This is a genomic window from Kluyvera fluvialis (assembly GCF_059725275.1).
The window spans coordinates 3,992,231-4,011,154 of record NZ_AP046142.1 but is presented as its reverse complement, the minus strand read 5'-3'; the positions used below and the strand labels follow the sequence as shown (position 1 = coordinate 4,011,154).

The 18,924-nt window shown below is 53.4% G+C and carries 17 protein-coding genes; 7 read left to right on the top strand and 10 right to left on the bottom strand.

Annotated elements, in window-relative coordinates; genetic code table 11:
- Window positions 1–16 precede the first annotated feature (16 nt).
- Both AC6I4B_RS19050 and AC6I4B_RS19045 read right to left on the bottom strand, forming a co-directional pair.
- Complete coding sequence (locus AC6I4B_RS19050) at window positions 17–2,080, bottom strand: glycoside hydrolase family 36 protein (protein ID WP_497767396.1); 2,064 nt, start codon at window positions 2,078–2,080, stop codon at window positions 17–19.
- A 17-nt stretch (window positions 2,081–2,097) separates the two neighbouring features.
- A complete protein-coding gene (locus AC6I4B_RS19045) occupies window positions 2,098–3,501 on the bottom strand; it encodes a sugar porter family MFS transporter (protein WP_497767394.1) in 1,404 nt (467 codons plus the stop codon).
- A 239-nt stretch (window positions 3,502–3,740) separates the two neighbouring features.
- Between AC6I4B_RS19045 and AC6I4B_RS19040 the strand changes: the two genes are divergently transcribed.
- Window positions 3,741–4,736 (top strand): LacI family DNA-binding transcriptional regulator, encoded by a 996-nt coding sequence (locus tag AC6I4B_RS19040; RefSeq protein ID WP_497767392.1) that lies wholly within the window; start codon window positions 3,741–3,743, stop codon window positions 4,734–4,736.
- A gap of 27 nt (window positions 4,737–4,763) precedes the next feature.
- On the opposite strand, the gene AC6I4B_RS19035 is transcribed toward AC6I4B_RS19040, so the two are convergent.
- Window positions 4,764–5,111 (bottom strand): YacC family pilotin-like protein, encoded by a 348-nt coding sequence (locus AC6I4B_RS19035; RefSeq protein ID WP_497767391.1) that lies wholly within the window; start codon window positions 5,109–5,111, stop codon window positions 4,764–4,766.
- Between the two features lie 144 nt (window positions 5,112–5,255).
- On the opposite strand from AC6I4B_RS19035, the gene cueO reads away from it, so the two are divergent.
- On the top strand, window positions 5,256–6,806 hold the full coding sequence (gene cueO, locus AC6I4B_RS19030; protein ID WP_497767389.1) for a multicopper oxidase CueO: 1,551 nt from the start codon (window positions 5,256–5,258) through the stop codon (window positions 6,804–6,806).
- A gap of 76 nt (window positions 6,807–6,882) precedes the next feature.
- Here cueO and AC6I4B_RS19025 read toward each other — a convergent pair whose 3' ends face one another.
- Entirely contained in the window at window positions 6,883–9,273 is a 2,391-nt protein-coding gene (locus AC6I4B_RS19025) for a glucose/quinate/shikimate family membrane-bound PQQ-dependent dehydrogenase (protein ID WP_497767387.1), read from the bottom strand.
- Between the two features lie 204 nt (window positions 9,274–9,477).
- On the opposite strand from AC6I4B_RS19025, the gene hpt reads away from it, so the two are divergent.
- The gene (gene hpt, locus AC6I4B_RS19020; protein ID WP_182928386.1) at window positions 9,478–10,014 is read left to right on the top strand and encodes a hypoxanthine phosphoribosyltransferase; all 537 of its coding nucleotides are present in this window, start codon (window positions 9,478–9,480) and stop codon (window positions 10,012–10,014) included.
- Window positions 10,015–10,414: 400 nt separating this feature from the next.
- Here hpt and can read toward each other — a convergent pair whose 3' ends face one another.
- Window positions 10,415–11,077 carry a carbonate dehydratase gene (can, locus tag AC6I4B_RS19015; RefSeq protein ID WP_497767385.1) on the bottom strand — a complete coding sequence of 221 codons (663 nt, stop codon included), beginning with the start codon at window positions 11,075–11,077 and terminating at the stop codon, window positions 10,415–10,417.
- Window positions 11,078–11,178: 101 nt separating this feature from the next.
- On the opposite strand from can, the gene AC6I4B_RS19010 reads away from it, so the two are divergent.
- From AC6I4B_RS19010 to AC6I4B_RS18995, 4 genes are all read left to right on the top strand, one after another.
- The gene (locus tag AC6I4B_RS19010) at window positions 11,179–12,105 is read left to right on the top strand and encodes an ABC transporter ATP-binding protein (protein ID WP_497767383.1); all 927 of its coding nucleotides are present in this window, start codon (window positions 11,179–11,181) and stop codon (window positions 12,103–12,105) included.
- On the top strand, window positions 12,102–12,872 hold the full coding sequence (locus tag AC6I4B_RS19005) for an ABC transporter permease (RefSeq protein ID WP_497767381.1): 771 nt from the start codon (window positions 12,102–12,104) through the stop codon (window positions 12,870–12,872). Before AC6I4B_RS19010 ends, AC6I4B_RS19005 begins: the two co-directional genes overlap by 4 nt.
- Window positions 12,873–12,982: 110 nt before the next feature.
- On the top strand, window positions 12,983–13,423 hold the full coding sequence (locus AC6I4B_RS19000; RefSeq protein WP_497767379.1) for a PTS sugar transporter subunit IIA: 441 nt from the start codon (window positions 12,983–12,985) through the stop codon (window positions 13,421–13,423).
- A gap of 63 nt (window positions 13,424–13,486) precedes the next feature.
- Window positions 13,487–14,716 carry a polysaccharide deacetylase family protein gene (locus tag AC6I4B_RS18995; protein ID WP_497767377.1) on the top strand — a complete coding sequence of 410 codons (1,230 nt, stop codon included), beginning with the start codon at window positions 13,487–13,489 and terminating at the stop codon, window positions 14,714–14,716.
- 6 nt (window positions 14,717–14,722) lie between these two features.
- On the opposite strand, the gene panD is transcribed toward AC6I4B_RS18995, so the two are convergent.
- The 5 genes from panD to pcnB all read right to left on the bottom strand — a co-directional run bounded on the left by panD (window position 14,723) and on the right by pcnB (window position 18,910).
- Window positions 14,723–15,103, bottom strand: coding sequence for an aspartate 1-decarboxylase (gene panD / locus AC6I4B_RS18990; protein WP_497767376.1), 381 nt, complete (start codon window positions 15,101–15,103; stop codon window positions 14,723–14,725).
- A gap of 95 nt (window positions 15,104–15,198) precedes the next feature.
- On the bottom strand, window positions 15,199–16,053 hold the full coding sequence (gene panC, locus AC6I4B_RS18985; protein WP_497767374.1) for a pantoate--beta-alanine ligase: 855 nt from the start codon (window positions 16,051–16,053) through the stop codon (window positions 15,199–15,201).
- A gap of 63 nt (window positions 16,054–16,116) precedes the next feature.
- Complete coding sequence (gene panB / locus AC6I4B_RS18980) at window positions 16,117–16,908, bottom strand: 3-methyl-2-oxobutanoate hydroxymethyltransferase (protein ID WP_497767372.1); 792 nt, start codon at window positions 16,906–16,908, stop codon at window positions 16,117–16,119.
- Between the two features lie 128 nt (window positions 16,909–17,036).
- On the bottom strand, window positions 17,037–17,516 hold the full coding sequence (folK, locus tag AC6I4B_RS18975) for a 2-amino-4-hydroxy-6-hydroxymethyldihydropteridine diphosphokinase (protein WP_497767371.1): 480 nt from the start codon (window positions 17,514–17,516) through the stop codon (window positions 17,037–17,039).
- Window positions 17,513–18,910: a polynucleotide adenylyltransferase PcnB gene (gene pcnB, locus AC6I4B_RS18970; RefSeq protein WP_497772248.1), complete on the bottom strand. Its 1,398-nt coding sequence runs from the start codon at window positions 18,908–18,910 to the stop codon at window positions 17,513–17,515. Before pcnB ends, folK begins: the two co-directional genes overlap by 4 nt.
- Window positions 18,911–18,924 lie beyond the last annotated feature (14 nt).

Below are 18,924 nucleotides of genomic sequence, written 5' to 3'. Positions count from 1 at the left end.
CTTTTTCGTCGTCCCGTTATTGGCTGTATTCGCTGGCAAAGGTAAGGTGAAATAAACTTGCGGTCATTTTTTTCGCCAGAAAAATGCAGGCGCCTGACGACTGAAGTACAGGCTGGCAGCGCGGCTTTTCGGCCTGGGGATACACGCAGGTGATGGTGGCGAGCTGCGCGAGAGAGACCGTCATCGCTTCCTGTTCGCTGTCCATACGCCATACCGCGAGCCATGCCTCATGCTCGTTACGCAGGCCAAAGGCCAACCACGGTGAGGATAATGTGGGCATACCCAACGGCCAGAAAGGCTGTAGATGCGGAATTTTCTCGCGAAACGTTTTGTACAGCGCAATTCCTTCCTGAACTAGCGCAAAACGTTCTTCACTCAACTCTGCCAGATGACCACTCTGATGTACTCGCAGCAGCAGGCTGTTAACCATATTCATCACTACTTCTTCTCGATCCCCCTCGCGCAGTGGATAAGACCAGATAGCGGCCTGCTCAGGAGTGACGGCTGACGCAGCGGCGGCAGCGATAGCCGCCATGAGCCGATAGTCGGTTTGATCGGTAACGGATTGAATACTGTGCTGTTGCAGCATCGCGTAATCCATCCGTAAACCACCGCTGCCGCAGTTCTCGATCACCAGTTGCGGGTAGCGTTGCATTGTTTTCTGCAACCAGGCGAGATAAGCACGGTTATGCTGCAACAGGCCGTCGCCGCTGCTGTCGGCCTGGTAGTCAGTGCCGCTGCCCGCATTGATGTTGTAATCCATTTTGATATAGCTAACACCGTAATCCTCTACCAGACGCGTGATGACCCGGTCGGCATGTTCTTGTACCAATGGGTGGCGGAAATCGAGCTGATAACGCTGGTGGTCGATAACCCGCTTGCCATGACGCTGGAAAAAGCACTCATCGGGCAGCTTTTGCGCCAGTGGACAAGCGATGCCCATGACCTCAAGCTCCAACCACAGACCTGATTTCATCCCTTTGGCGGTAATATACTCAAGCGGCTCGTGGATGCCGCCAGGGAAACGCGCGGATGAAGGCAGCCATTCACCGACGCCATCCCACCATTCACCGTCCGAGTACCAACCGCAGTCGATGCAGAAATATTCGCAGCCAGCCTTTGCGGCAGCATCAATCAACGGCAGCAGTTTTTCGGTCGTAGGGTCACCTGACAGGCAGTTCATATAATCATTGAAAATTACCGGTAGCTGCACGTTATCCCGGGAAGGGCGCATTATTCGCCGACGATAGCGCGTTATCTCTTGTAGCGCCTCTTGCAGCCCGCCGTGTACCTGGCTTACGGCAACCGGCACGGAGGTAAAAGTTTCACCGGGGAGTAGTTGTTTCCACCAGTGATTTTCGTTTTCCGTTGGCCCACTGACCTGTAAATAGAGACGATCGCGGAAGTCGCCGATCTCCCATTGCCATGAGCCGTTATGCTCAATTTGCCAGAGCAACGTTGTTCCCGCTGCCGTATCTTCAAATGCCGCCGTGGGAAGATAGCCGATACTCGACCAGGTTCCCGTATTTTCGATAGCGATACGGTTGAGAGAGAAGACATTGACTTTATCCAGCCCAAGCTCCGGCGGCGTGGCGCTTTGCCACTGTGCTTCGCCGTACCAGTTATTATGCGGCAGATGCAGGACGCTATTTTTTTGCCAGGGCAGACTGTCGATGGCGAACAACGCCAGCGAGCTGACATATTCCAGGCCGATAGTATCGGCGCTGGCGTTACGGATATCACACCAGACGCGGGCCGACTGTAGACCACGAAAATGCTGTAGATGCCAGCGAGCGTGAACCGTTGGGCTATGAAGATCGATCTCCAGCTTTTTCCCCTGTGCATTTTCGCTTTCGCGATGGGCGTGATAGCGCAGAGAAGAACCTGGCTCGCTACCGGTATGCTTACGGGCGTGGTGATCGTTTTGATTATGGCCACTGACATGCACCTGAATAAGCGGAAATGCCCCCTGTACCTCACTGTTCCCGGTAAGTAAAAACTGATTGATATAAATTTGTTGTTCTTCGTTTAACGCGAAGGAAATATGAAAGTTATCTGCTTTAAATTCAAAAAAACTCATTTCGTCGCATCCTTGTATTATTGTCCAATGTTTCGCAGTTTTTTCCCAGCCATCAGGTTTTGCTCAATGCGTTCCAGTGAAATATTTTTTGTTTCGGGTACAAAAAGATAGATGATCACGAGGGCGACAATATTCAGCAGCGCATATAAATAAAAGGTATGGGCGCTGCCTAAACTATTTAGCAGTGACAGGAAGGTGGCGCTGACCAGCATCCCGGCGATGTGACAGGTAAAAGTGGAGCAGGTGATGCCAAACTCTCGGCCTTTCAGCGGTTGAATTTCAGAGCACAATAACCAGATAAGCGGCCCGGCAGACATGGAGAAGCCGACGATAAACAGCAACAGCATAGCAACCGTGATACCTTTCTCCAGTGCTGATAACGCCTCGCCGCCCAGCAGCGTCCCGACAACGCTCATCGCGAAACCCATCGTGATAAAACCAGCGTACAGCATGGGTTTTCGCCCCCAGCGATCGACGAAGCCGACGGCGATAAAGGTGGCGAGCGTCATCACGAAGCCCACGATCACCGTGCCCCACATCTGCTCGGCCGTTGAGGTGAAGCCTATTTCATGGAATATACGCGGCGCGTAATACATCATCACATTCACGCCAGAAAACTGCTGCATGATTTGCAAAACAATACCCAGGCTCACACTGCGGCGAAAGTTTCTGTTTTCTTTGAATATATTCCAGCCTTGCTGCTTAACATTGAGCTGTTCTTTAATTTCGCTAAGCTCATTCTCCACCTCTTCACGGCTATTACGCAGGCGGATTAACACTGTACGCGCCTCCTCTTCACGGCCATGCATCATGAGCCAGCGCGGGCTGCGTGGCAGGAATAGTGCCCCGAACAGAAAGACCAGCGAAGGGATGGCGACAACCAGCAGCATACCGCGCCAGTTGCCGCTGTAGCTAAAGGCGGTGTTGGTCAGAAAAACCAGCAAGATGCCCAGCGCGATCATCAGTTGATAGGCGGATATCATTGCGCCACGAATATTTTTTGGCGTTATTTCAGAAAGATAGAGTGGTGTCGCATAAGAGGCGACCCCCAGACCGACGCCGAGAATTAGCCGCCCGACGATGAGCATCCCAGGGCCGACTGCGCAGGTACAAATAATCGCCCCTAAGCAAAAGGAGGCTGCGGCGATTAACAACGCGTATTTACGGCCCAGGCGATAGGCCAGAAAACCGCTGCACAGAGTTGCGACGGCGGCGCCGACCATCATTGAACTGACCACCCACTCCTGCTGGCTATCCAGCAGTTGATACTCTTTGGCGATCAACGGTAGCGCGCCAGAAATGACGCCGATATCCAGGCCAAATAACAGCCCTGCGAGCGCCGCTAACAGGCAAATCCAAATGACCTGGGGGCGCGTTTTATGTTTTTCGGCCGCAGCAGGAAGCGTACTATCTAATGTCATGATATAAGTACCTTTGTTTGTATGATTATTTTTTAGGGTTTTTATTTTAATACTTAATCGATTTCGTATTGTTTTATGCTAGATCTGAAAAATAATCGTGGCAATGGTTTTACCTGCATAATTGTGATCGTTGCTACACAATAAAACTGTGTCGAAATGGTTTTTTATTGTCACGTAAAAACTAATCAGTTAAATTGGCAGGAATATCCTTGTTCAGAGCTATTTAGTCCATAATAAATATGAATATAAAAGAGCTGGCGGCGTTTCTTAACCTTTCGACGGCGACGGTTTCGAAAGCGCTAAATAATAAAAGTGATATCAGTAACCATACCCGTAAAAAGGTACTGGAAGCGGCGGATAAACTGGGTTACCGGCCAAATGCATCCGCCCGCTATTTGCGTAGTGGCAAAACGGGGGTTGTGGCTCTGCTGCTGCCTGCGGCGGATGATGGCAATATCCATACCGCCTCGTTCTTTATGGCTATCGCCAGGGGGCTACAGGCCAGTTTAAAAGAGAGTGCCATCGATCCGGTTATCCATATTTCTACCGATCGCGAAAGTGAACGACAACTGCTGCATAAAATTGTTGAGCAGAACCGTGCTGATGCGATCATTCTGACTGACACGCGTATTAATGATGAGCGGATCCTTCTGCTTGATGAACTAAAGTTTCCCTTTGTGACGATGGGGCAAAGCCACTCGCTGGGCGGGCAATTCAATTGGGTCGATTTTCATCATGAAGAGATGGGCCGACAATGCGTGCGTGCGGCTCTGCGCCGTGGGGCGAAACGTATTGCCATTGCGACGCTTGGTCCGGACAGTATGCATGGCCGCCAGTTCTTGATCGGTTGTTTACAGGCGTTGGCGGCGCAAGGGATTCGCCATCATGACGGGCTGGTTTTCTTTGGCAGCGTTGCTGAATCTTCCGGTGAAGCGGCGGCGCGACAATTTCTACAGCAGCCGGAGCGGCCTGATTTCATTATTTTCATCAACGACTTTTTACTGATGGGGGCGAGCCATTATCTGGCCTCGATACCCGAGTGCGGACTCAATGAAAAAAACATGCTGTGCGCCACGGCAAGCAGCGATTTTTCTGTACGAGTGGGGTCGTCGAGCTGTCTTTTTACCGTCGATCACGAAGAGGTCGGGCGGCAACTGGGGCTGGCGGTATTGAGGGTCACTCAGGGGGAAAACCAGGCAAAATCAGTGTTGCTGACGTTGCCGGTAAAAGAGTAAGCGGAGCTTGTTGGCTGTGCAGCGCGGTTATTTTACGTAAGCCAACAGGCTTAACGAGTCACGCGCTAACGCTTTGCACTTTTTCGCCGTTGGGATACCGATGCCGCTAAGGTCACGGTAGCTGTCTTCACCCAACGCTTTCATGTTGAATGAGTCATAGTTGCTGAGATCCCACTGGTTTTGCTGGGCGAAAAAGACCAGTGCGCGACGAATTTGCGTATTCGGTAGGTTTTGGTAACCGCAATCATTTTTCAGAAACACAAATACTGCCGTTAGATCGGCCATATCTTCCGCTTCAGATTCGCTTAATGCGTAACTAGAACTGGACAGTGCCAATAGCGACCCAAGCAGCACAGTTCGGAAAAACGTCTTCATTTCTTCTACCTTACATCGTGGACATTCCACGTTAACATACTTCCCCAAGTGACGGGGAGCATTATTCGCCGCTTTCTGCTTGACCTTACCGTTAGGGAAAGGGTTAAGCTCAAATAATCACCCGTAGCTGAAAAGGATGTAACGATGCATCGTCGTGAGTTTCTCAAATTAAGCGCCGCTGTTGGCGTCGCGAGCGCCTTGCCTCTCTGGAGCCGCGCGGCTTTTGCCGCCGATCGCCCCATGCTCCCCATCCCCGAATTGTTAACCGCCGATGCGCGTAACCAAATCTTGCTGACCGTGCAGGCGGCAAAGACCGCGTTTAACGGAAAAACCGCGACCACATGGGGTTATAACGGCGGTCTGCTGGGGCCGGCTATTCGCCTGCAACAAGGGACGCCCGCAACGATAAAAATTAACAATACGCTGGCAGAAGAAACCACCGTGCACTGGCATGGTCTGGAAGTCCCCGGTGAAGTCGACGGCGGGCCACATGGGATAATCAAACCTGGCGCGAGCCGCACGGTAAACTTCACCCCCACGCAGCGTGCGGCAACCTGCTGGTTCCACCCGCATCAGCATGGCAAAACCGGCTATCAGGTGGCGATGGGGCTGGCGGGGCTGGTGCTGATTGAAGATGAAGACAGCCAAAAACTGCGGCTGCCAAAACAGTGGGGGGTTGATGATATCCCATTGATTATACAGGATAAAAAATTTACCGCCGCCGGGGGGATTGATTACCAGCTCGATGTGATGAGTGCCGCCGTAGGCTGGTTTGGCGACATGCTGCTGGCGAATGGCGTGCCATATCCGCAGCATACGCCACCGCGCGGCTGGCTCCGCTTACGCCTGCTTAACGGCTGTAATGCCCGCTCGCTGACCCTGGCCGCCAGCGACAAACGCCCGCTGTATGTTGTCGCCAGCGACGGTGGCCTGTTGGCGGAGCCGGTACAGGTGAGCGAATTACCGATGCTGACGGGGGAGCGCTTCGAAGTGCTGGTGGATGCCCGTGACGGTAAACCGTTTGATCTGCTGACGCTGCCAGTTAGCCAAATGGGCATGGCGGTTGCGCCGTTCGATAAGCCCGTAGCGGTATTGCGTGTCCAGCCCGTGGGGATTCAAGGCTCCGGTATGCTGCCGGATTCGCTGGTCGCGCTGCCTGCATTGCCATCGCTGGAAGGGCTAACCGAACGCAAACTTCAACTGTCGATGGATCCGATTCTCGACATGAAAGGGATGCAGGCGCTGAAGCATCAATATGGCGACCAGGCGCTCGGCAATATGGCGCATGGCGGTATGCACATGGGCCACGGCGGCATGGGCAATATGATGCATCGCGGCAATGGCCCGTTTGATTTCCACAATGCCAACCGGATCAATGGTCGACCATTTAATATGGATGTGCCGATGTTTGCCGCGACCAAAGGCCAGTTTGAGCGCTGGGTTATTTCCGGCGAAGGCGACATGATGCTGCATCCGTTCCATATTCACGGCACGCAGTTCCGCATCCTGCGCGAAAACGGCAGCGCGCCCGCTGCGCACCGTGCGGGTTGGAAAGATACGGTACGAGTCGAAGGCGCGGTGAGTGAAGTGCTGGTCAAATTCAACCATGAGGCGCCAAAAGAGTACGCTTATATGGCGCACTGCCACCTGCTGGAACATGAAGATACCGGCATGATGCTGGGGTTCACGGTATAAAAAAGCCGGATAGCGTTTGAGCGTATCCGGCCTCTGTTAGCCTGTTATGTCGGCCCGGAAATCCGGGCCGTTTTGGTTATTTTGCGTCGTCAGGTAACGCATAGGCCACAATATAGTCGCCCATCTTCGTGCCAAACGAACCATGTCCACCGGCGGAAATCACCACATACTGTTTGCCATTCACTTCATAGGTCATCGGCGTGGCCTGGCCACCGGCCGGAAGACGGCCCTGCCACAGCTTCTCACCGTTGCTCATGTTGTAGGCGCGCAGGTAGTTATCTGCGGTAGCGGCGATAAACAGCACGTTACCCGCCGTGGAGATTGGCCCGCCGAGCATCGGCATCCCCATATTAAACGGCAGCGGAACGGGCATTGGGAACGGCAGGCTATCCTGCGGTGTGCCCAAACGTTTTTTCCATACGACCTGGTTGGTTTTCAGATCCAGCGCGGAAATATAACCCCATGCCGGTTGCTTACATGGCAGGCCAAACGGCGACAGGAAGGCGTTCAGCGTGACGCCAAACGGCACGCCGTACTGCGGCTGAATACCCGATTCCGTCCCGCTGGATTTAGCGTCTTTCGGCGGCTCCATAGGGTTGCCTGGGCCGCGTGGGATCAGTTTAGAGACAAACGGCAGCGCCATCGGGTTGGCAATCGCCACCTGGCGGTTAGGGTCAACCGAAATACCGCCCCACTCGAACATCCCCAGGTTACCCGGGAAGACCAGCGTACCTTGCTCTGACGGCGGGGTGAAAATGCCTTCATAGCGCAACTGATGGAACATTACGCGGCACACCAGTTGGTCAAACATGGTTGCGCCCCACATATCCGCACCGGTCAGATCTTTCTTCGGACGGAAGCTCAGGTCAGAGAACGGCTGCGTTTTACTGACGTAATCGCCTTTCGCCGCGCCCTGCGGAACCGGTTTTTCTGGCGCAGGAACCACTAACTCGCCGTTACGTCTGTCCAGCACAAAAATGTTGCCGGTTTTCGCCGGAGCGTAGACCACCGGCACGGTTTTGCCGTTAACGGTGATATCGGCAAGCGTTGGCTGCGACGGCATGTCCATATCCCACAGATCGTGGTGAACGGTCTGGTAGCTCCATGCCAGCTTACCGGTTGTCGCATTCAGCGCCACAATCGAACTGGCGTAGCGTTCTTGTTCTGGCGTACGGTTGCCGCCCCAAATATCTGGCGTAGTCACGCCCATTGGCAGATAGACTAAATCCAGTTTCGCGTCATAGGCCGCTGGAGCCCAGGAGTTTGGCGAGTTGAGGGTGAAGTGGTGCTCATCATCCGGGATAGCATTCGGATCTTTTGCACCGGGATCGAACGCCCACAGCAGCTTACCGCTGTTGATGTCGAAACCACGGATCACACCGGAAGGTTCGCGGGTGGAGAAGTTATCGGTCACCGCACCGGCAATCACGATCACTTTATCGGTAACAATAGGGGGGGAAGTGGGTTCGTACATGCCCGGCGTGGTTACCGGCATATTGGTTTGCAGGTTCAGGATGCCGTTGTTGGCAAAGGACTGGCACGGTTTACCGTTGTCAGCGTTGAGTGCAAAAATACGGCCATCATTCACTGGCAGAATAATACGGCGTGGGCAGTCTGCGACGACATCCGGCGAGGCGTTATCCGCAGTGGCTTCATGGTACGACACGCCACGGCAGGTGACGTGCTGGAAGCTGGGGTCAGTGCCAAGCTGCGGGTCAAAGTGCCATTTTTCTTTACCGGTTGCCGCATCCAGTGCGAATACGCGCTGGTGGGCGGTACACAGATAAAGCATGTTGCCAATTTTAATCGGCGTCACTTCATTGGTGATTTCACCCGGATCGTTAGGCTGCTTCAGGTCACCGGTACGGAATACCCAGGCTTCCTTCAGATTATGCACGTTGTCGGCGTTAATCTGTTTGAGCGGCGAGAAGCGCTGGCCTTCCTGGTTGCGCCCGTAGGCCGGCCAGTCTTGATCCGCGACCGGAGAGATCGCCTGCGCTGGCGTAGACTCTGCGCTCAGCGTGCCGTTCACTTCCTGCGGGTCGTTAAAACCGGCCCAGGTCAGGATACCTGCGCTTATCAGCAGGGCGACCAATAGCGCCGCCACCGCACCGCTGGATGGCACAATAAGCCGCTGCCAGACAAAGGGCAGAATCAGCCAGACGCCAAAGATAACCAGCACGTCGCTGCGCGGCGTTAGCGCCCAGAAATCAAAGCCAACTTCCCATACGCCCCAAATCATGGTGGCGAGCAGCAATATTGCGTACAGCCATAGCGCCGAGCGTTTCGCTCGCCACAGTTGAGCCGTAATGCCCAGCATCACCAGACCGGCGATGGGGTAGTACCAGGAACCGCCAATCGCGACCAGCCATACGCCGCCGATTAACAAATATAGCCCGCAAAATGCCGCAAATAGGGCCGTAAGCCTTACGAGCAGCCGTGATTGTTGATGATTTGTTTCCGCCATAGAAGAGTGTCCGTTTGTTTGTTAATTATTGCTTTCATTTAATTATAGGATTTAACAAGTGTGATCGAAATCACAAATTGAGCTTTATTATCGAATTAGCCGCGTTAATCGTTTTGCTGGTATACTTTCCCGCTTGCTGATCAACCTGGTTGCTCTGGGTGAGTGGGTTGAGTGATTTACATTTAAAATCATGTGGTTAGTTAAATGAAACATACTGTTGAAGTGATGATCCCGGAAGCGGAGATCAAAGCGCGTATCGCCGAGTTGGGTCGCCAGATTAACGAGCGTTATAAAGATAGCGGAAGCGAAATGGTGTTAGTCGGCTTGCTGCGTGGCTCGTTCATGTTCATGGCTGACCTGTGCCGTGAAGTGCAGGTTCCGCATGAAGTCGATTTTATGACAGCCTCCAGCTACGGCAGCGGTATGTCTACCACCCGCGACGTGAAAATTCTTAAAGACCTGGATGAAGACATTCGTGGCAAAGACGTGCTGATTGTCGAAGACATTATCGACTCCGGGAATACGTTGTCGAAAGTGCGTGAGATTCTGAGCCTGCGCGAGCCTAAGTCACTGGCTATCTGTACGCTGCTGGATAAGCCTTCCCGCCGTGAAGTTGACGTGCCGGTTGAGTTTGTTGGCTTTGCTATCCCGGATGAGTTCGTGGTGGGTTACGGTATTGATTACGCCCAGCGCTATCGCCACCTGCCGTATGTCGGCAAAGTGGTGATGCTGGACGAGTAATTCTGCTCTAGCGCCTGATGGCGCTACGCTTATCAGGCCTACAAATGGGGAGTTGCTGCTATCCGGCAATGCCGCATTATTTGTGATTGGCATGTAGGCCGGATAAGGCAACGCCGCCATCCGGCATTCAAGCACAGCGCTATCCGGCAATGCCGCATTATTTGTGATTGGTATGTAGGCCGGATAAGGCAACGCCGCCATCCGGCATTCAGGCACAGCGCCATCCGGCAATGCCGCGTTGTTTGTGATTGGTATGTAGGCCGGATAAGGCAACGCCGCCATCCGGCATTCAGGCACAGCGCTATCCGGCAATGCCGCGTTGTTTGTGATTGATATGTAGGCCGGATAAGGCAACGCCGCCATCCGGCATTCAGGCACAGCGCTATCCGGCAATACTGCGTTATTTGTGATTGATATGTTTGAGTTTGAGGTTGGAAATTCCGTGGCGATAACGCTGCTCTAAGCTCTCGCGGCTGGTGGCCGTGACGTCGAGATCGCGCAGCAAGCCATCGTGAATACCGTAGGCCCAGCCGTGAACCATCACTTTTTGGCCGCGCTTCCACGCCGATTGCATAATCGTCGAGTGGCCCAGGTTATAAACCTGTTCCATAACATTCAGCTCGCATAGGGTATCCATCCGGCGCTCTGGCGGCATCTCGCCCAGCAATGAACTATGTTTGAACCAGATATCGCGAATGTGCAGCAGCCAGTTGTCGATTAACCCTAACTCAGGGTTTTCTACCGCCGCTTGTACGCCGCCGCAGCCGTAATGCCCGCAGATAATAATGTGTTCAACTTCTAACACATCAACGGCATATTGCACCACGGAAAGACAGTTGAGGTCGGTGTGAATCACCAGATTGGCAACATTACGGTGAACAAATAATTCGCCAGGCTCAAGCCCGGTCAGACGTTCTGCGGGAACGCGGCTGTCGGAGCACCCAATCCATAAAAAGCGCGGCTTTTGCGTTTGCGACAGTTTCTCAAAAAAACCGGGATCCTCTTCTATCAGCATTTTTGACCATAGTGCGTTATTGCTGATGAGTGTATCTATGTCGTTCATGGAGGCTTTAACCAAGTGAATTGCTTTGGGCTAATATAGGGCAACTCCTGATTTATTAAAACCAAATATCAAGTATCAGAATGTAAGGTAAGCAAAAATCTATGACCATTGCACTGGAATTAGAGCAACTGACCAAGACCTATCCTGGCGGTGTACAAGCGTTGCGCGGCATTGACCTGAAGGTTGAAGCTGGCGATTTTTATGCGCTTTTGGGGCCAAACGGCGCGGGGAAATCAACCACCATCGGCATTATCAGTTCGCTGGTGAATAAATCCTCCGGGCGCGTTAGCGTTTTTGGCTATGACCTGCAAAAAGATGTGGTCAACGCCAAACGCCAGCTTGGTCTAGTGCCGCAGGAATTTAACTTCAACCCGTTTGAAACCGTGCAGCAAATCGTGGTGAATCAGGCGGGATACTATGGCGTAGAACACAAAGAAGCGGTTATCCGCAGCGAAAAATACCTCAAACAGCTCGACTTGTGGGAAAAACGTAACGAACGTGCGCGCATGTTATCTGGCGGCATGAAGCGTCGTCTGATGATTGCGCGCGCGCTGATGCATGAGCCGAAACTGCTGATCCTCGATGAGCCGACGGCGGGCGTGGATATCGAACTGCGCCGTTCGATGTGGGGCTTCCTGAAGGATTTAAACGACAAAGGCACGACCATTATTCTCACCACTCACTACCTGGAAGAAGCCGAAATGCTGTGCCGTAACATCGGCATTATCCAGCGCGGTGAACTGGTCGAAAACACCTCAATGAAAGCTCTGCTTTCGAAGCTGAAATCTGAAACCTTTATTCTCGATCTCGCGCCGAAAAGCCCGCTGCCGAAGCTGGATGGCTATGCCTATAACCTGGTCGATACCTCGACGCTGGAAGTTGAAGTGCTGCGTGAGCAGGGGATTAACAGCGTTTTTGCGCAGTTGAGCGCGCAGGGGATTCAGGTGTTGAGTATGCGTAACAAAGCCAACCGACTGGAAGAGCTGTTTGTTTCGTTGGTGAATGATAAACAAGGAGAACGCGCATGATGCAGCTTTACTGGATCGCGCTGAAAAGCATCTGGGCGAAAGAGATCCATCGTTTTATGCGTATCTGGGTGCAGACGCTGGTTCCGCCGGTCATCACCATGACGCTGTACTTTATTATTTTTGGCAATCTGATTGGCTCACGCATTGGCGAAATGCATGGTTTTTCATACATGCAGTTTATCGTGCCGGGTCTAATCATGATGGCGGTGATTACCAACGCCTATGCCAACGTAGCGTCGTCCTTCTTTAGCGCTAAATTCCAGCGCAACATTGAAGAACTGCTGGTGGCTCCCGTCCCTACGCATGTGATTATCGCTGGCTTTGTCGGCGGTGGCGTGGCGCGAGGCCTGTGTGTTGGCGTGCTGGTTACGGCAATTTCACTGTTCTTCGTACCTTTCCAGGTTCATTCGTGGACGTTTGTAGCGCTCACGCTGATACTGACGGCGGTGCTGTTCTCGCTGGCGGGGCTTCTGAACGCGGTCTTCGCGAAAACCTTTGATGATATCAGCCTGATCCCAACTTTCGTGCTGACGCCGCTGACTTACCTCGGTGGGGTGTTCTATTCGCTGACGTTGCTGCCGCCGTTTTGGCAGGCGCTGTCGCACCTGAACCCGATTGTGTACATGATTAGTGGTTTCCGCTACGGCTTCCTCGGCATAAACGATGTGCCGTTGGTGACGACGTTTGGCGTACTCGTCGTATTTATCATCGCTTTTTACCTTCTTTGCTGGTATTTAATCCAGCGCGGACGCGGCTTACGTAGCTGATTCTTCTGATTTTCCCGGCAGGCAAACTCTGCCGGGATCTATTCTTTGACAGTCGTCACCGCAATTCATCTATCACTCTGCTAAACTACTCGCCTGCTAAGGAGGCAAGTATGTTAGGTTGGGTGATATCCTGCCATGACGATCGCGCACAGGAATTGCTGGATCGTCTGGAAAAAAAGCATGGCCCGTTGCCGCAGTGTCGGGCGGTGAGTTACTGGCGTGGTTTGAGTGTGAATATGCTCAGCCGCATGATGTGTGACGCACTGCATCAAACGGATAGCGGCGATGGCGTTATCTTCCTGACCGATATCGCGGGCGCTGCTCCGTATCGTGTGGCTTCGCTGATGAGCCACAAACACAGCGGTTGTGAAGTGATTGCCGGTATTGATTACCCATTAATTGAACGAATGATTCAACACCGAGAACACCTCAGTAGCAGCGCCTTTCGTGACCATATTGTCACGCAGGGAAAGCCCGCCGTGACGAGTCTTTGGCATCAACAGCAAAAAAATCCGCCTTTTGTCCTGCTGCATGACCTGTATGCGTCTTAAACATTGGTATTGATGTAGCTTTTGTTACAATAGTGAGGTCGGTTCCCGCTTCGGTTATTGCTCATGGCTATACGTGCTGTTGTTGTTCTTCTGTTTTTCATCTCTGGCTGTGTGTTCGCTGCTTCACCCACGCGCTATATGCAAACGACGGAAGATGCCGCTATTTGGGCGCGCGTTGGCAATAAAACCGTCACCGTCGGTAACTTGCACGCCGGGCAAATCATCGCGATTGAACCCGACGCCGAGGATTACTACACCTTCAGCTTTGGTTTTGGTAAAGGTTTTATCGATAAAGGCCACCTGGAGCCGGTGCAGGGCAAGCAGCGGGTTGAGGATGGGCTGGGGGATTTGAACAAGCCGCTGAGCAACCAGAACCTGATAACCTGGAAAGACACGCCAGTTTACAACGCCCCGAATATTGGTAGCGCGCCGTTTGGCACGCTGGCGGAAAACCTGCGCTACCCGATAATCAACAAACTGAAAGATCGGCTGAATCAAACCTGGTATCAAATTCGTATTGGCGAGCGTCTGGCGTATATTAGCGGCCTGGATGCGCAGCCAGATAACGGCATCCCAGTGCTGACTTATCACCATATTCTGCGCGATGAAGAAAACACCCGTTTTCGTCATACCTCAACCACCACTTCGGTACGGGCGTTCAGCAACCAGATGACCTGGCTGCGCGATATGGGCTACACCACGCTTACGATGTATCAGCTAGAAGATTACGTGCGTAACCGTGCGAATCTCCCGGCGCGGGCGGTGGTGATTACGTTTGACGACGGTTTGAAATCGGTCAGCCGTTACGCGTATCCGGTGCTTAAAGAGTATGGCTTTAAAGCGACGGCGTTTATTATCTCGTCGCGTATCAAACGCCATCCACAGAAGTGGGCGCCAAAAGCGCTCCAGTTTATGAGTGTTTCGGAACTGGAAGAAATTAAAGACGTGTTCGATTTCCAGTCGCACACCCATTTCCTGCACCGTGTTGATGGCTATCGTCGGCCTATTTTGCTCAGCCGTAGCTATCACAATATCCTGTTCGATTTTGAACGTTCTCGTCGGGCGATGGGGCAATTCAACCCTCACGTGCGGTATCTCTCTTATCCGTTTGGCAGCTATAACGCAACGGCAGTGCAGGCCGCGAACGATGCGGGTTTTCATCTGGCGGTTACGACGGTGAAGGGAAAGGTGAAGCCGGGGGATAATCCGTTCTTATTGAAAAGGCTTTATATTTTAAGAACGGATTCACTGGAAACCATGTCGCGGCTGATCAGCAACCAGCCGCAGGGGTAAAGGCTGTCAGGCAACCTGTACCGGAATTGCTTTGGCTGTGCGTTTCATTTCGTTGTCGCCTTCAAAGTAGGCGACGTTTGGACGCCAGGTGCGCGCTTCTTCATCGCTCATGGTGACGAAACTGGCGATAATCACGATATCGCCCACGTCGGCACAGTGCGCCGCTGCCCCGTTGACCGAGATGATTTTAGAGCCGCGTTCAGCCGCGATTGCGTAGGTTGAGAAACGCTTGCCGTTGTTTACATTCCAGATATCAATGGCTTCGTTTTCCAGAATACCCGCCGCATCAAGAAAATCCTGGTCAATGGCGCAGGAACCTTCGTAGTGAAGGTCGGCCTGCGTGACTTTTACGCGGTGGAGCTTGCCCTGCAACATAGTGCGAATCATAACGTCTACCTTTAAAACTGAGCGATAACGAAGCAGGCAACACGGCCTGCTTTGAGAAATTTCGCAGGCAGTATTGCCCGATTTTTAACCCCTGTCTACTGGGCTAATGTCACGCTGATATTGTCAATTAAACGGGCTTCTCCCAGCCATGCTGCCATCAGGATAACTGCGCGTTTGCTGTTGTCGGTGAGGTCGAGCAGAGTGTCGGCGTCACGAATCTGAATATCATCCGCGCGGAAACCTTTCTCGTTGAGTTCCTGCTCGGCAATGGCAATCATCTCGCCCTGGTCGCGTTCACCGGCTTTTAGTTTTTCAGCCATGCGGCTCATGACTTTGTACAGCCCCGGCGCGATTTTACGCTGCTCTGTCGTCAGGTAGCCGTTGCGCGAGCTTAGCGCCAGGCCATCTTTGGCGCGGATAATCGGCACGCCCACGATTTCAATATCGTAGCCCATATCGGCGACCATTTTGCGAATCAGCGCCAGTTGCTGGAAGTCTTTCTCACCGAAGCAGGCCAGGTCTGGCTGGATCAGGTTGAACAGCTTGCTGACAATCGTCGAGACGCCACGGAAATGGCCCGGACGGCTAGCCCCTTCCAGCATGGTAGATAACCCAGGAACGTCAACGTACGTGGTGCTTTCAGTTCCGTGTGGGTAGATTTCAGCGACCGACGGCGCAAAAACGTAGTCCACTTTACGCTTGTTCAGCTTCTCGCAATCTTCCTGAAGCGTGCGCGGGTAGCGCGCTAAATCTTCGACACGGTCAAACTGCATTGGGTTTACGAAAATGCTGACGATCACGACGTCTGCGCGCGCTTTGGCTTCTTCAACCAACGTCATATGGCCGTCGTGGAGGTTCCCCATCGTGGGAACCAGCGCGACGCGCTTGCCTTCCTGACGTAGACGGCGGATGTGCTGGCGCAGCAGCAGTAGGGTTTCGATAATTAACACCACACGACTCCTTGAGTTGCCTGATGGCGCAATGCTTATCAGGCTTACATACGGTCAGAGAAATTAATGGAAACTGTGTTCTTCGCCCGGATAAACGCCGGACTCGACTTCAGCCATATACTGCTGTACTGCGGCGCGCATGTCGCCTGCGGTACTGAGGAAATTTTTGGCAAATTTAGGGATATGACCGCCGGTAATGCCGAATGCGTCATGCATGACCAAAATCTGCCCGTCGGTGACATTACCAGCACCAATGCCAATCACCGGAATCGATAAGGCGTCGGTTACGCGTTTTGCCAGCTCGACCGGCACACATTCCAGCACCAGTAGCTGCGCGCCTGCGGCCTGTAGCGCTAAGGCATCGTCCAGCAGTTGTTGCCCGGCGTCGCCGCGACCCTGCACTTTATAACCACCGAAAATATTAACCGACTGCGGCGTCAGCCCCAGATGGCCACACACTGGCACAGCGCGATCGGTGAGCATTTTCACGGTATCCACCAGCCAGGCGCCGCCTTCAATTTTGACCATGTTTGCGCCTGCGCGCATGACTACGGCGGCGTTTTCAAACGCCTGCTCTGGCGTGGCGTAAGCCATAAAAGGCAGGTCGGAAAGCAGCAGGCAGTTTGGTGCGCCACGGCGTACCGCACGAGTGTGGTAGGCAATGTCTTCAACGGTAACCGGCAGGGTAGAGTCGTGGCCTTGTACCGTCATGCCCAGCGAATCGCCAACCAGCATAACGTTGATGCCCACATCTGCAAACAGTTTAGCGAAGCTGTAATCGTAGGCCGTGATGGTCGCGAAGCGTTTCTTCTCCTGTTTGCATTTCTGCAACTGGGAAATAGTCGTTGGTTTCATAACGTTTCCTGATGGCTAAAGTACAATTATCGGCATTCTAGCAGTGTCCTGACTGCGGGCAACGATTTTGCAGAGAGAAAAATGAAACCGACGAGGCGGGGCGCATTCAGGATGAAAAGAGAAAGGACTTACCAGCGGGAAAGCGGTGGGAATGGGTGGCTATTGAGCAGGGCTTGCAACGATTGCCCATCAGGGAAGCGCAGTTCAGGCGCAATCTCAAATAGGGGAAGCAGCATAAAACCCCGGTTCTTCATGTCGTAATGCGGAACCGTCAGGCGCGGAGTATGAATGACCTGCTCGCCGAACAGCATAATGTCTAAATCCAGCGTGCGTGGACCCCAGCGTTCCGCTTTACGCACTCGGCCTTGCTGTTGCTCGATGCGCTGTGTGTGGTCGAGCAAGGCTGCAGGCTCAAGCTCGGTATCCAGCGCCACGGCGGCGTTGAGGTAGTCTGGCTGATCCTGGGGGCCAAGTGGCGGAGTGCGGTAAAACGAGGAAATAGCGACAATGCGGCTGTGCGGAATAGCGCCTAACGCCTGTACGGCAGCATTGACCTGCTCCAGAGGAGAAGCCAGATTACTGCCGATGGCGATATAAGCAACTGTCACGCGCTGCCCTCGCGACGCGGAGCGCGTTTGCGTGGACGGCGATGGCGACGACGGGCATCCGGCTCGTCACCCAGAGCGTTAAGCATCTCTTTTTGTGCCGGTGGCGCAACCACCTGGAACTCGCTCCACCACTGCGTCAGACGCTGCAATTCGCTGTTGTGCTCTGCTTCGGCGCGCAGCGCCAGCAGGTCATAAGCGGCGCGGAATTTCGGATGCTCCATCAGCTTCCAGGCGCGTTTGCCCTGGCGGCGAGACATGCGTAGCTGTAGCTGCCAAATATCACGAACCAGAGACGTAATACGTTTGGGGATCGCCAGTGAACGGCAGGCTTCGTCCAGCACATCGTTCATCGCCAGCGCGAAAGCATCGTGATAGACCAGGCCGCTTTCCTGGGCGATTTTCTGCGCCATTTCCAGCAGGGGATACCAGAACATTGCCGCGAACAGGAACGCCGGGTTAACGCGCATGTCGTTACGAATGCGGTTATCGGTGTTCTTCAGCACCTGCTCAATGATGCGCTCCATTGGGCTATCGCCGTCTTCAGTAAAGTAGCGGGTGATAGTCGGGAACAGCGGCTGGAACAGGTTGTATTCACGCAGCAGTTTATAGGTTTCAAAACCATAGCCCGCTTGCAGCAGTTTAAGCGCTTCTTCGAACAGACGCGCAGGCGGCACGTCATTCATTAACGTGGCCAGACGAGGAATCGGCTCAGCCGTTTCTGGGCTGATGCGCATATCCAGCTTCGCGGCAAAACGCACCGCGCGCAGCATACGCACTGGGTCTTCACGGTAGCGCGTTTCTGGCGTACCAATCAGGCGAATCACGCCATCTTCAAGGTCCTGCATCCCGCCCACGTAATCGCGAACGGTAAAGTCGGCAACGCTGTAATAAAGGCTGTTGATGGTGAAGTCACGACGCTGGGCGTCTTCTTCAATCGAGCCGAAGATGTTATCGCGCAGCAGCATCCCGTTTTGCCCACGTTGCGACGTAGCACGGTCAGCCTGGCCATCTTCATGATGACCACGGAAGGTCGCGACTTCGATAATTTCTGGGCCAAACATGACGTGGGCCAGACGGAAGCGGCGGCCTACTAAACGGCAGTTACGAAACAGCTTACGCACCTGATCGGGCGTGGCGCTAGTGGTCACGTCGAAATCTTTTGGTTTTTTGCCTAGCAGCAGGTCGCGAACGCCGCCGCCGACAAGATAGGCTTCATAGCCTGCCTTGTTCAAACGATAAAGAACCTTGAGGGCGTTTTCGCTGATATCTTTGCGGGAAATAGCGTGCTGCTCGCGTGGGATGACCGTCATAGCCGGTTTGGCGACGACGTTTTCAGCCTCGCTTTCCTCACGGCTGAGCACCTTGCGGCAAAAATTAGCGACTCGGGTAAAAATGGTGCACCTCGGTA